Origin of the sequence: uncultured Brachyspira sp., from assembly GCF_944388875.1 — a bacterium.
Lineage (GTDB): Bacteria > Spirochaetota > Brachyspiria > Brachyspirales > Brachyspiraceae > Brachyspira.
The window spans coordinates 1-13,476 of record NZ_CALXKQ010000004.1 but is presented as its reverse complement, the minus strand read 5'-3'; the positions used below and the strand labels follow the sequence as shown (position 1 = coordinate 13,476).

11 protein-coding genes and 1 tRNA gene are annotated in these 13,476 nt (G+C 27.6%); 5 read left to right on the top strand and 7 right to left on the bottom strand.

Annotated features, from left to right (window positions below):
* Positions 1 to 107: 107 nt before the first annotated feature.
* The gene (eno, locus tag Q0J69_RS04650) at positions 108 to 1,403 is read left to right on the top strand and encodes a phosphopyruvate hydratase (RefSeq protein ID WP_297204749.1); all 1,296 of its coding nucleotides are present in this window, start codon (positions 108 to 110) and stop codon (positions 1,401 to 1,403) included.
* A gap of 346 nt (positions 1,404 to 1,749) precedes the next feature.
* On the opposite strand, the gene Q0J69_RS04645 is transcribed toward eno, so the two are convergent.
* The 5 genes from Q0J69_RS04645 to Q0J69_RS04625 form a co-directional block, all read right to left on the bottom strand.
* Positions 1,750 to 2,958, bottom strand: coding sequence for a DUF819 family protein (locus Q0J69_RS04645; protein ID WP_297204747.1), 1,209 nt, complete (start codon positions 2,956 to 2,958; stop codon positions 1,750 to 1,752).
* Positions 2,959 to 3,040: 82 nt separating this feature from the next.
* Complete coding sequence (locus Q0J69_RS04640; RefSeq protein WP_297204745.1) at positions 3,041 to 4,099, bottom strand: NAD(P)-dependent alcohol dehydrogenase; 1,059 nt, start codon at positions 4,097 to 4,099, stop codon at positions 3,041 to 3,043.
* A 115-nt stretch (positions 4,100 to 4,214) separates the two neighbouring features.
* On the bottom strand, positions 4,215 to 7,343 hold the full coding sequence (locus Q0J69_RS04635; RefSeq protein WP_297204743.1) for a PD-(D/E)XK nuclease family protein: 3,129 nt from the start codon (positions 7,341 to 7,343) through the stop codon (positions 4,215 to 4,217).
* Between the two features lie 16 nt (positions 7,344 to 7,359).
* Positions 7,360 to 7,788 carry a hypothetical protein gene (locus Q0J69_RS04630; protein WP_297204741.1) on the bottom strand — a complete coding sequence of 143 codons (429 nt, stop codon included), beginning with the start codon at positions 7,786 to 7,788 and terminating at the stop codon, positions 7,360 to 7,362.
* A gap of 7 nt (positions 7,789 to 7,795) precedes the next feature.
* Positions 7,796 to 8,338, bottom strand: coding sequence for a hypothetical protein (locus Q0J69_RS04625; RefSeq protein ID WP_297204739.1), 543 nt, complete (start codon positions 8,336 to 8,338; stop codon positions 7,796 to 7,798).
* A gap of 132 nt (positions 8,339 to 8,470) precedes the next feature.
* On the opposite strand from Q0J69_RS04625, the gene Q0J69_RS04620 reads away from it, so the two are divergent.
* Positions 8,471 to 8,896 carry an EamA family transporter gene (locus Q0J69_RS04620; protein WP_297204737.1) on the top strand — a complete coding sequence of 142 codons (426 nt, stop codon included), beginning with the start codon at positions 8,471 to 8,473 and terminating at the stop codon, positions 8,894 to 8,896.
* On the opposite strand, the gene Q0J69_RS04615 is transcribed toward Q0J69_RS04620, so the two are convergent.
* Positions 8,897 to 9,613 (bottom strand): DUF4241 domain-containing protein, encoded by a 717-nt coding sequence (locus tag Q0J69_RS04615; RefSeq protein WP_297204736.1) that lies wholly within the window; start codon positions 9,611 to 9,613, stop codon positions 8,897 to 8,899. It lies immediately after the preceding gene.
* A 184-nt stretch (positions 9,614 to 9,797) separates the two neighbouring features.
* Here Q0J69_RS04615 and Q0J69_RS04610 point away from each other — a divergent pair, with 184 nt between their 5' ends.
* The 3 genes from Q0J69_RS04610 (at position 9,798) to Q0J69_RS04600 (ending at position 12,282) form a co-directional block, all read left to right on the top strand.
* Entirely contained in the window at positions 9,798 to 11,153 is a 1,356-nt protein-coding gene (locus Q0J69_RS04610; protein WP_297204734.1) for a PhoH family protein, read from the top strand.
* Between the two features lie 776 nt (positions 11,154 to 11,929).
* A tRNA-Leu gene (locus Q0J69_RS04605) sits at positions 11,930 to 12,014 on the top strand.
* Between the two features lie 67 nt (positions 12,015 to 12,081).
* Entirely contained in the window at positions 12,082 to 12,282 is a 201-nt protein-coding gene (locus Q0J69_RS04600; RefSeq protein ID WP_297204732.1) for a hypothetical protein, read from the top strand.
* A 4-nt stretch (positions 12,283 to 12,286) separates the two neighbouring features.
* On the opposite strand, the gene Q0J69_RS04595 is transcribed toward Q0J69_RS04600, so the two are convergent.
* Entirely contained in the window at positions 12,287 to 12,574 is a 288-nt protein-coding gene (locus tag Q0J69_RS04595; RefSeq protein WP_297204731.1) for a DUF6506 family protein, read from the bottom strand.
* Between the last annotated feature and the right edge of the window lie 902 nt (positions 12,575 to 13,476).

Here is a 13,476-nt window from a genome sequence, read left to right as displayed (position 1 = left end):
TCAATACTAAAATAATCATATTAATTTTAAATGTACATTTTTTTCACTTGAAATTTATAAGTTATGTTATATTATATATGCAACAAGAATTTATAAGGAGTTTTAATATGTCTTTAATAGATAATATAGTAGCTAGAGAAATATTAGATTCAAGAGGAAACCCTACAGTAGAAGTAGATGTTTACTTAGACAGCGGAGTTATGGGAAGAGCTGCTGTGCCATCAGGAGCTTCTACAGGAGAACATGAAGCAGTAGAATTAAGAGATGGTGATAAATCAAGATATATGGGTAAAGGTGTTCAAAAGGCTGTAGAAAACGTTAATGAAATTATTTGCAATGAACTTATTGATATGGACGCTTTGGATCAAGTTGAAATAGACAGAACTATGATAGAACTTGACGGAACAGAAAACAAAGGTAAATTGGGTGCTAATGCTATACTTGGCGTATCACTTGCTGTAGCAAAAGCAGCTGCTGAAGAGTTAGGTATGCCTTTATACAGATACATTGGAGGCACTAATGCTAAAACTTTGCCAGTACCTATGGCTAATATCTTAAACGGCGGTGCTCACTCATCAGCTCCAATAGACTTCCAAGAATATATGGTAATGCCGGTTGGTGCTCCTACTTTCAAAGAAGGCTTACGCTATGTAGCTGAAGTATTCCATAACTTAAAAAATATACTTCATGAGAGAGGATTAAGCACTACTGTTGGTGATGAGGGCGGATTTGCACCTACACTTAAAGATAATGAAGAGCCTCTTCAAGTAATTATGCAGGCTATAGAAAAAGCAGGATACAAACCTGGCGAAGATGTAATGATAGCTATGGACCCTGCTTCAAGCGAGTTTTATGATAAAGATAAAAAGATGTATGTATTTAAAAAATCAGATAAAAGAGAATTAACTCCTGCTGAAATGGTTGATTTCTATGCTGATTTATACAGTAAATATCCTATTATATCAATAGAAGACGGTGTTGCTGAAGATGATTGGGATGGTTGGAAAATATTAACAGAAAAATTAGGCGGTAAAGTTCAATTAGTAGGTGATGACTTATTTGTTACTAATGTAAAAAGACTTCAAATGGGTTTAGACAAAGGTGTTGCTAACTCTATTTTGATTAAAGTTAATCAAATTGGTACTTTAACAGAAACTTTAGACTCTATAGAACTTGCTAAAACTCATAATTATACTGCTGTAGTTTCTCACCGTTCTGGTGAAACAGAAGATTCTACTATTGCTGATATAGTAGTAGCTACTAATGCAGGTCAGATTAAAACAGGTTCTGCTTCAAGAAGTGATAGAATTGCAAAATACAATCAATTATTAAGAATTGAAGAAGAACTAGGCAGCAGAGCTATTTACTTAGGTAAAAAAGCATTTTATAATGTTATGAAATAATGATATTAAATAATTTTAGTTTTAAATCGATAAACGAGAGCTGGTAACAATTTATTGTTTCCAGCTTTTTTATACGAGTTTATCGATAGCAACAATAATAAAAAAGCATTCTATAATGTTATGAAATAATAGTTTTGAATGCTAGAGAGAAATTATAAAAATTGTGAGCTTCCAGCAAATTTATTTGCTGGAGGATTATAAGTGAACAATTTTTATTAATAATGGAAATAAACGAGGGCTGGTAACAATTTATTGCTGCCAGCTTTTTTATACTAGATAGTTTATATAAAAATTATTTGCATCTGGAAAGTTTACTTTACAAATAATTTTTATTAGCGGTAATAAACTATAATTTAATTAATAAATTTCCTACGAATACTCCAGAATAAGTTCCAAGCACATACCCTAAAGTTCCAACAAGCATTATAGGACCTACAAGTTCAAACCATCCTTTAGATACCGCCATAGCCGCCGCCGTTGTAGGACCTCCGATATTGGCATTAGAGGCTAATATAATCTCTTCCAAATTAAATTTTAACACTTTTCCAAATATAAAAGATACAATCATATTTACCATAACTACCAAAGCACAGAAAACTAAAAGCAAAGGAGAGTTTTTTATTATTTCTATTAAAGAAGCAGGAGCCCCTATTACAAAGAAAAATAAATAAATTAAAAAAGTACCTATCTCTTCAGCACCTCCTATCTTTGAAAATACATTAGGAAATAATGCAGTAGATATTATGGATATAGTTGTTATAATTAAATACTGATTTCCTAATAACCCATTCAGCATTTGAAATATAAAATTGGTTTTAGGTATTATTTTAGCAAATATAGGTGATATTATATTTGCAAGAGCAGCTATTATGAATGCATAAGACATTGATAATGCTATGTCCTTTAATGATATTTCTTTAGGCTTCCAATAATTTTTTGATGCATTTTCCGTATCACTCATTTTATTCATTTCTATTTTATCAATATAAGGATGTGCATAATGTTTTCTAAAAAATTTAACAGACGGTATTGAAATAAGTACAAAGAAATATAAAGCCATTAAAAGATTATCAGCAACAGTAGCCGATGAAACCATTTTTCCTGATACATTAAAAGCACTGGATAATGCAACAAAATTAATAGTTCCTCCTATATAAGTACCTGTTATCATTGCTGCTATTCCTTCAAGTTCTGGAATATTATTTCTCAAAAGAAAATAAGCTGTTATACTGCCTGCTGCTGTAGCAAATGAGCCTATTAAAAATATAATCAATATTCGTCCGCTTTCTTTTGCAATCTTTCGAATATCACATTTCATCAATAATAAAGGTATTGCTAAGGGTATTGCATATCCCCATACAATATCATATACAGGAGAACTTATAGGAATTATATTCAAATTGCTTAAAAACATGGCACATATCAATGCTATTATAGCACCAGATAAAACAGAAGCCCATTTATATTTTTGTTCTAATACTATACTTAAAGCTGCAAATCCCACAACTATCGCCCACAGCCCCCAATAATTCTCAGGACTAATCAATGACTTCATAAATACAAAACTCCAAAATATATATTATAAAATAAATGCCGGCGTACTTTATACGTCGGCATCTAATCAAAATGTATAATTATTATTTTTGAATTCTTACTACAGGTTTAATCAAATCAGCAGGTTTTTCACCCATAATTCTAACAGCCTCAGGAAGCTGATCCCATCCCTCATATACATGAGTAATTAAATGTCTAACATTCAATCTTCCAGAAGCAACCAAAGAACCTAATTTTTCTGCTCTTAATCTTCCGCCAGGCATAAGTCCGCCAAATATAGCTTTATGACCCATACCAACACCCCATTCAAGTCTAGGTATTAATACATTATCTCCAGAACCTAAATAGTTAACATTACCTATCTTTCCACCAGCTTTTAAAGATTTAACAGCTTCAGAGAAAGTTTCAACTCCGCCGCCTGCTATAATAACTTTGTCTACGCCTTTTCCATTAGTCATTTTCAATACTTGTTCATCTATAGGTCCGTTCTTATAGCTTATGAATTCATTAGCTCCATAAATTTTAGCAACCTCCACACATTTAGGTCTAGTACCTACAGCAATAATTCTTGAAGCACCTCTTAAAGAAGCACCAGCAACTCCCATAAGTCCAACAGGTCCTATACCTATAACAAGTACAGTGTCCCCATATTGTATATCAGCCAATTCAGCACCATGAAAACCAGTAGGAACCATATCAGAAATCATACAAGCATCTATAGGATCCATGCCTTCAGGAAGCAAAGCAAGGTTACCGTCGGCATCATTTACATGGAAATATTCAGAAAATACACCGTCTTTTACATTGGAGAACTTCCAGCCATTAAGCATACCGCCAGAATGCATAGAATATCCAGCCTGAGCTTCAACTGTACTCCAATCTGGAGTTATAGCAGTAACTAATACTCTGTCGCCTTTCTTGAAGTCTTTAACTAAAGCTCCAACTTCATGAACTTCCGCACATACTTCATGACCTAAAATCATGTCTTTTCTTTCTCCTATTGCACCTGCAATAGTATGTATGTCAGAAGTACATATTGCTACTGCTAAAGGCTTTACGATAGCATCAAGAGGTCCGCAGGCAGGTATCTCTTTTTCAACCCATCCTGTTTCGCCAATTTTTTTCATAGCAAATCCTTTCATATTTTATACTCCTTTTTTAGTTTTTATTTTTATATACTATATAGTATATAATTTTAAATCAAAAAGTCAAAGATTATACAATATATGAATCTTTAAGTAGAATGAAAATATCTAATTAATATAAATTTTCTTCTGCAGTAATTCCGTTATAAAAATCACAATATTGACTATTAAAACAATGTAAGCATGCATTATCGCTTGGCTTGTAAACTAGTTTTCCGTTTAATATTTCATCAAAAACTTCATCAAAATAATTATTTAAATTATATCCATTGTCAATATATCCGCATATAGAAAGGAGCATATCCCTATCATTATATACTTTATTTATATCAGTATCTTCATTAATAACATCCTTTTCTTTATACACAGTAAATACAACCTCGCAGTTTTTTATTTTGTTTTCTATATCATCCTTTATATATTTAGAGAGTATATATTTTAAGTATAATATAGGCTGAAAATATGTATTTATTATATATATTCTTTTCTCCGTATCATCTTCTATTTTCTTTCTATTTTCTGATTTATAGCTTGATTTATAATCTACTATTCTAATACCGTTCTTAATTTTGAAGTTTTTATCCTCATAACTGAAATCTATCCTGTCTATTCTTCCCTTTATTTTAATTGTAAAGTTTCCTTTTGAATATATAATTGAATTATCATCTTTTATACCTCCTATACTCTCTTCAAAGCTGTAAGGTATATAATGATATCCCATATTTTCATCTTTAATTATGTTTTCTTTTATCTCTTTTTTTATAAAAGAATTCATAACATTTAAAGCCTCTTCTCTTATTACACTCTGATCCAATTTATATTCTATAAAATACTTATCATTTAAATCCTTTTTGGAATATAATGTATTAAGTCTTTCTATCTCAGTTTCTATAGCCTCTCTTGCTATATTATTATAATTATTAAACTCGCTTTCCTTAAGAGAACAGTCTAATGAATTATTTTTTTCTTTTACTTTCTCATAGAAATTCTGAAAAATTTTATGATATGTGATTCCTTTTTCCATATAGCTTATACCCTGAACATTGGATACTACAGAATCTTTTTCAAATAAATATGAATAAAAGAATTTAGCAGGGCATTCCATTACAGACTGCAAAGTTGTTACAGAAACACTATCTTTAAAAATATTATTAAAAAACTTCTTTATCTCTTCATGCTTATCTTCAAAATTATTATATCCGTTTTTATTTGCTTTATGTTCTACAGTTCTTACTATATCCTCTAAATTATCAATGTCATACTCCGCTTCATTATAGAAGAATACACTCATAATATTTTCTTTATCTGTATGTATATTTTCTCCTCTAGGTATATAATCTTTTCTATAAATAAGTCCGTTTTTCTTAAGAGTTTCGAATTTGAAATCCTCATTATAAAGTTCATCATATAAATCTTCTATATAATAAAAAGGAAGTTCAGGGTTTCCATCCTCATCTTTAAATCTAAATGAAAAATAAATATTAGTGTTTTCAAAGCATGATGATATTATATTCAAAAATAAAGCATAAGATCCGTCTGATAATAATTGCTGAGTATTAAAAATATATTTTCCGTATTTTTTGTTTACAGACTCTCTTAATTTACTGCTTATAAAAAATGTATTAGGTCTTTTAACTAAAAAATCATTATTCATTCCAAGTATAAATAAATGCTTAAATCTAAGTCCTCTGGCATCATACATATTGCTTACAGTTACGGAAGTTTCTCTATTATCAGAAAGCATAAGCGATTTATCTCTAAGAAGAACATTTAAAGCTGTGTAAAAATCCAAATGGCTTATATTCTCTTTATTGTTAGTACATGCTGTTCTCAATACAAAATCTATAAATAATGATAATGCCTGATTATCTCTATAGCAGTAATCATCCTTTGATTTGTAGAATATATTAAATCTTTCAGAATCATTTTCATCTTCTATAAATATAGAATCAATATTCAGAAATTTTAATATATTAATATAAGCAAGTCCTATTTCTTTATAAGTTTTTTTTGATACCAATTTATTTAAAAGATTTAGAAACTCTATTATAGAATCTGCCGCTTCTTTATTAGAAGAGAATTTTTTTGATATCTTCATTTTAAACTCACATAAAGACATCTTTGAAAATATTTCTTCAGAATTAGAAGCATATATTAAATCTCTTATATTATATGGATTTATTCCTTTTATATTTTGAATATATGATGATGATAATATTTTTATTAAAATGTCCACATCTATTTCACCGTCATAACTGTCTAATATTAAAAATATAGAAGTTAATACTGGTATAATAGGAACTTTCCATAAAAAGCTGGCTCTTCTTTCATTAAACTTAATGCCGCATTCTTTTAATTTATTAGAAATTATTTCATTGTATTTTTGTATATTCGAAAAAATTATGCCTATATCGTATAAAGGTGTACCGTTATTTATTAATTTAATTACCTCATCAATAACAGTATCAGCCTCCTGTTTTGCTCCGAAGCCTGATATGAATTTAATATTATTTTTGTAATTATTTAAGCTCTTCTTTTCTATCAAAGCATTTGAAAAATTTGATATTTTATTTACTTTTAAATTATCTATTGAACGAAAAAACATTTTATAATGCTTAAAATGCCTGCTCATATCATAAGGCATAATAACTTCTACGCTTATATTATAATGATTTATTATACTATCAAGAAAAACTGAATGTATAGGAGGTATCTTTTCAAAATTGTATATTATTATTTTACTGTAATCATTAAGAGAGTCTATTTCTTTATTTTCTATAGCTTTTAAAAACAGTTCAAAAGTGTCAAACTGATCCAGCAAATTATTTTCATCATTTATATTTTTGTATATATCTATTATTTCTTTTATTTCTTTTAAATTGTTGTATTCACAGCATAATTTTTTATTTTCTGATATAAGCTCAGCAAATGCAATTTCTTCCATAGTTTTGTATAAAGTATCAGCAAGTTCATAAGTAATATTCTGTTTTGATATTAAAGACTTTTTATTCTGTTTCACATATTCATTTAATGCTGTATGCATATTTATAACGGCTATTGAAGGCTCGGCATATTTTTTTCCATTTTCTCTATTATAATTTGATTGAAAATTATCAAAATGTATTTTATAAAATTGATGAAGGGTTTTATAATTGCTTATATCTAATGTATAATAATTATATCTGTCTTTTAAGTAATTATTTTTAGCTTTATTATTTGGAAATAAAATTAACTCTTGCATATATTCTCATCACTTATTATAATTTTATAATATTTTCTAACTCTTCTACCAGCATAGTTATAGTATCATTATATTCTCTAAACCATCCGCTGTTTGTAAGAGTAGACCAAATACTGAATTTTAATTTTTCTGCATCGCCTGTTTCATTATTTAATAATTTTATATTTGAAAAATCAACTATAAATTTATCGTATTCTATATGAAAGTTTATATCAAAACATAATGAATTATTATCTATAATGTTATTTGATACATAAAATAAATATACAAGTCCATTATCATAGCTGTTAAATTTATTGTTCCCAGCTTTATTTTTCACCCATTTAATTATTTCTTTGCGTAAATCATTTCCTTTTAATTTGGCGGATATAAATATTTTTTGCTCTCCGTATATTATAGATACCGATAAAAGCAGAAATATTATTATTAAAGTATTTTTTCTCATTAAATTCTTAAATCTCTTTCAATGTTGATAAAATATTATTTATTGTATTAAACTGTACTTTATCTTTTTTAATTTTTAAATTATTATTTATAAGTGCAGCCATTACCTGATGAAAATAATTCTCTGTTTCTAATGTATATAGAATATAATGTATAAGCATATTCTCATAATAAGAATTAAATTCTGTTGCATACATAGTTTTATTATTAATATTTATTTTTCTGCTTGATATGATATTTTCTTCTTTTATACTATTAAAAATAGTTTTATTATATTCATACAAATTTATATTATTTAATTCATTTTTATGTTTTGAAAACATTATAAAGCATATTCCTTTTTTATTATTAACAGCCTCTAGATTTGAATTTTCATTTAATTCATTTTGTTCTTTAGAAGCTTTCCATTCATCAGGAAACTCTATGACAAACCTGCCGTCATAACTTTTAAGATGAAGAATCTTTTTATTTTTTCTTTTAAATACAATTAATGCACTTGATACAGTGATAACAGCAGCTGCAGCAATTATTATTGGAATCTTTTTATTCATAAGGATTACTCCTTTTCTTAACTATATAATAGGCTATAATATTTTCATTAAAAAATCAAGAAAAATATTATAATTTTAATTTTTTTAAGTATTTTGTATAATATAAATCTCACTATATTAAAGGATTAAAATATGTTATATGCTTTTTTATCTTCTATATTTGCCGCAATGACTGCAATACTTGTAAAAATAGGGCTTTCAAATATCAATTCAAATTTAGCAACAGCAATAAGAACAATAGTAATTCTAATCATGTCTTGGATTGTAGTTTTTTATATTAATTCAGTTAATTCTATTAATACAATAGAATCATTGAAAAACATTGATAGAAAAACACTTATATTTATAATACTTTCTGGTATAGCAACTGGATTGTCATGGCTGTTTTATTTTAAAGCATTGCAGATAGGAGAGGTTAATAAAGTTGCGGTAATAGATAAACTTTCTTTAGTATTTACAATAATAATGGCTGCAATATTCTTAAAAGAAGCTTTAACTCTAAAAGTTATAATAGGTATTATAATGATTACAGCAGGAACTTTGATTATAACTTTATAATCATTCCTCATCATCATTCAAATCTATGAATATGGTATAAAATGCACATATATCATTATTTTCATCGTATGCAAAATATGAAGGATAATAACCATCTCCGTATCCGCTTGAAAATAATACTATATTTGAATCGGAATTTGGAATATTCCAATTAAGCCAATCTCCATATTCAGACTGATATTTAGGATATTTCTTTGCATTCTCTTCTAGTAAATCTGCAAATAAATCATCGTATCTGTTATCAAAATCTTCATTGTCTTTTTCTAATTCTTTTTCATAAATAATATATTTTTTAGCAGCATCTTCATCACATACGCATCCCATACCTGCATCTACAGGATATCCAAAAAACTCATTTTCTTCTACTTCTGATAAATCTTCTTCTCCAGTTACAGCAAGCTCATATCTTTTAGGCTCTCTATTCGTGAAAGAAATTTTTGCCATAGCAATTCTTTCTTCATCTTCTATAATAAGGAGCGACACATTATATTTATTAGGCTTTACAGTTTGAATGAAAGGACATATTTCATCTTCATATAAATAAGCTAAAGGATCGCATGCTATTATTTTTCCGCTTGTAAGATTAACTTCACCTATTTCAAGAACATCTAATTTTATATTATTAAACTCTTTATTTCTAAATGCTGTATCCAAATCGAAAATAGGCACAAGCAAGTGTTTAACTTTATCAAATTGTTCTTTGAATTTTTTATCCATAAATATGTTCTCCTTAAGCGGATTTATCACAAAAAATAATACTACATTTGCTTATATTGTCAAGTTTGAATAGATTAAAACAAAAAAATAGGCTTTATAGTATTTGCATTTTTTATTCTTTTGTATAATACTTATTATATAGCATTAAAGAATTATGCTTTAAAAATCAATAAAAGGATTTTAAATGACAGAAAATTTCATACCTAATAAAAAAGTATTCGTATTTGATACCAATGTAATACTGCATGACTTTAAATCAATATTTTCTTTTGAGGAAACAAATATAGTTATACCTATTACAGTTTTGGAAGAAGTTGATAAATTCAAAAAAGGAAGCGATACAATCAATTTTAATGCAAGAGAGTTCATAAGAGAACTTGATGTGATAGTAGAAAAAAATGAAAAAACTGAAGGAGTTAAAGATATATTTAAAAAAGGTGCTTTACTTGATAATAAAAGTAAAGTATTTGTTGATGTTAATAATGAAGAGCGAGAAGAGTTTAAAAAAATATTTTCAGGTAATATTCCAGATCATAAGATACTGTCATGTGCCTATAATATTAAATGTGAGAGTCATAGAGTAATTCTTATAACAAAAGATATTAATATGAGGATGAAGGCAAGAAGTTTAGGTATTGATACTCAGGATTATAATACTGACAAAATAGAAAAATTATCATCACTTTTTACAGGTATAGAAAGCATATCAGGGGATAATGCTAGTATTTATATAAAAGAGCTTAATGAAAATAAAGAGATAGCTGTAAAAGGAGAGCATTCTGTATATCCTAATACATATTTCTGCTATAGAGTGAAAGAAGAAGATGAGGCAGTAATAGGTAAATATAAGGATGATACAAAAACAATAGTTCATGTTGACACTAATATAGATGCTTATGGTATAAAGCCTAGAAATGAAGAGCAGGCTATGGCTTTGGACGTTTTACTTGACAATGATATACCTTTAGTTACTATAATGGGTAAGGCAGGTACTGGTAAAACGCTTCTAGCACTTGCTGCTGCTTTGGCAAAGAGAAGAGAGTACAGGCAAATACTTTTAGCTCGTCCTGTAGTAGCTCTTTCTAATAAGGATTTGGGTTTTCTTCCGGGGGATATTAACAGCAAATTAGACCCTTATATGCAGCCTTTATTTGATAATCTTTCAGTTATACAGCATGTACATTCTGATGACAGCGATGAAAGTAAAAACATTAAAAAAATGCTTGAAAATGAAAAGATAGTCATCTCTCCTTTGGCATACATTAGAGGAAGAAGTTTGAACAAAATATATTTTATAGTAGATGAAGCTCAGAACCTAACTCCGCATGAAATAAAAACTATTATAACTAGAGCAGGTGAGGGTACAAAAATAGTTTTTACAGGCGACATTCATCAGATAGATACTCCGTATTTGGATGAGAGGAACAATGGGCTTACTTATTTAATAGATAGAACAAAAGCGGAAGTATTAAGCGGTACTGTTACGCTTGAAAAAGGAGAGCGTTCAAAACTTGCTGAGCTTGCTGCTAATGTATTATAGCAATAAACAAGTGCAAATTATATTGATAATATATTTAACGCACGGTAAACTAAATTATAATAATATATAAAAATTAGAATTGCAAACAAAATACATATTTTTAATTTTATTTTGCGTGCGTTATATAATATTCCAAATTTAAATAAAACTTGGGCGGGCAGCTAAAATAATAGTAAATTTTTTATAAATAAAAATACATTATAAATGATAAATGAGATTGAAAGCCTATAGGGTGGGCAAATTTAATTTAAGTTTTAAAAAATTAATTACATACCCCGCCCTTTATGCTTTTTTATTTTTTCTGAAAATAAAGTTTATATTAACTTTTTGGCTTAATTAAAAAAAGCACTCCCTCCCAAGTGATGTTTAAATTTATAATCAACTTACCGCACGAAGAATAAAATTTTATAATATAGTAAAATTAGAATTGCAAATAAAATATGTATTTTTAATTTTATTTTGCGTGCGTTATATAATATTCCAAATTTAAATAAAACTTGGGCGGGTGCTAATAATATAAATTGGAATTTTAAATATAAATAAAATTTATTAATATAAAAATAAGATTAATAAATCTTAGAGGGTGGGAGTTAAAATAAAAATTTATAAATATAGTCTAAATTATAAAAATTACGTTAGAAAATATTTACTTAACATTTTTGAAAAGGTCTTTAATTTTATTAAAAAGTGTCTAAAAACTCATACTACTAAACAAATATTTTATTATAAATACTTGACTTTTTTAATGTTTATGATAACATATACAGCAACTACCAGCTCGGGTGATGGAATTGGTAGACATAGCAGATTTAAAATCTGCTGGTCCTTGTGACCGTGCCGGTTCGATTCCGGCCCCGAGCAAAAACTAAAATGGAGAGATATAAGGTTTATGGCTATTAAGCTATGAACTTTTTTTGTATAATAAACTATGGTAAATAATCACGATAAACTTTCAAAACAGAATTTAATTATATTAATAATAGGGCTTATAATATTTGCCTTAAGTTTCCTATTTATAGCAATGGTAGGACAGCATCCTGAGGGATTTATGGGATTTTTGGCACCTTTTACTATGCTTATAGGTATTATAGTTATAGTTGCTGGTTTTATGTATAAATCTAATTCTTAAATTTTTATTTACCGAATAATTTAGCATAAATATCATTTTGTTCTTCTAAATGTATGACGAAACCAACTGCTATTTTATTTTCTGTAGCCTCTATTATTTTTCTCGCTCCTTCTTCTCTAAATCCTCCGCATAATTCTATACAGTTAATGCCTTCATTTTGCAGCTGTTTTGCAATTTTACAGGCTTCTTCAATATCTGATACACCTATAATTTGAGAAACCCCATTATGTATAAAAGCTCTATCTTTTTTACTGTCAAAAATTTTATCCATTATTAAATAAGCGAATTTCATTTTTTATTTCCTTATATTTTATAAAGTATTTTTATTTTATAAAATAAATAGATAATTTCAAGTTTTGTGAAATACCGCACGCAGAATAAAATTAAAAATGTAAATCTATATGCTATTCAAATTTTATTATATTAAAAAATTTTGTTTACCGTGCGTTAATGAATTTTAAATCTAATAATAACTTGGGCGGGCTTGCTTTTTTTATTAAACAGAAAAATTAATTAGAATGCTTTTTTTATAAAAGCAGTAAATTTATAAGGGCGGGGTATGTAATTAATTTTTAAAATTTACTTACATTTTCCCACCCTTTAGGTTTTTAATATCATTGGTAATCTTTATATTATTATTTTTTTGGCTTCAAACAGTTACAGCACTACCCACCCAAGCATTTTTAAATTTGAGTCTTTATTCACCGCACGCAGAGTAAAATTAAAAATATAAATCTATATGCTATTCAAATTTTATTATATTAAAAAATTTTGTTTACCGTGCGTTAATGAATTTTAAATCTAATAATAACTTGGGCGGGCTTGCTTTTTTTATTAAACAGAAAAATTAATTAGAATGCTTTTTTTATAAAAGCAGTAAATTTATAAGGGCGGGGTATGTAATTAATTTTTAAAATTTACTTACATTTTCCCACCCTTTAGGTTTTTAATATCATTGGTAATCTTTATATTATTATTTTTTTGGCTTCAAACAGTTACAGCACTACCCACCCAAGCATTTTTAAATTTGAGTCTTTATTCACCGCACGCAGAGTAAAATTAAAAATATAAATCTATATGCTATTCAAATTTTATTATATTAAAAAATTTTGTTTACCGTGCGTTAATGAATTTTAAATCTAATAATAACTTGGGCGGGCTTGCTTTTTTTATTAAACAGAAAAATTAATTAGA

Coding starts and splice junctions, on each gene's coding strand:
- eno (WP_297204749.1), top strand. CDS start 108: ATGTCTTTAATAGATAATATAGTAGCTAGAGAAATATTAGATTCAAGA.
- Q0J69_RS04645 (WP_297204747.1), bottom strand. CDS start 2,958: ATGAAGTCATTGATTAGTCCTGAGAATTATTGGGGGCTGTGGGCGATA.
- Q0J69_RS04640 (WP_297204745.1), bottom strand. CDS start 4,099: ATGAAAGGATTTGCTATGAAAAAAATTGGCGAAACAGGATGGGTTGAA.
- Q0J69_RS04635 (WP_297204743.1), bottom strand. CDS start 7,343: ATGCAAGAGTTAATTTTATTTCCAAATAATAAAGCTAAAAATAATTAC.
- Q0J69_RS04630 (WP_297204741.1), bottom strand. CDS start 7,788: ATGAGAAAAAATACTTTAATAATAATATTTCTGCTTTTATCGGTATCT.
- Q0J69_RS04625 (WP_297204739.1), bottom strand. CDS start 8,338: ATGAATAAAAAGATTCCAATAATAATTGCTGCAGCTGCTGTTATCACT.
- Q0J69_RS04620 (WP_297204737.1), top strand. CDS start 8,471: ATGTTATATGCTTTTTTATCTTCTATATTTGCCGCAATGACTGCAATA.
- Q0J69_RS04615 (WP_297204736.1), bottom strand. CDS start 9,613: ATGGATAAAAAATTCAAAGAACAATTTGATAAAGTTAAACACTTGCTT.
- Q0J69_RS04610 (WP_297204734.1), top strand. CDS start 9,798: ATGACAGAAAATTTCATACCTAATAAAAAAGTATTCGTATTTGATACC.
- Q0J69_RS04600 (WP_297204732.1), top strand. CDS start 12,082: ATGGTAAATAATCACGATAAACTTTCAAAACAGAATTTAATTATATTA.
- Q0J69_RS04595 (WP_297204731.1), bottom strand. CDS start 12,574: ATGAAATTCGCTTATTTAATAATGGATAAAATTTTTGACAGTAAAAAA.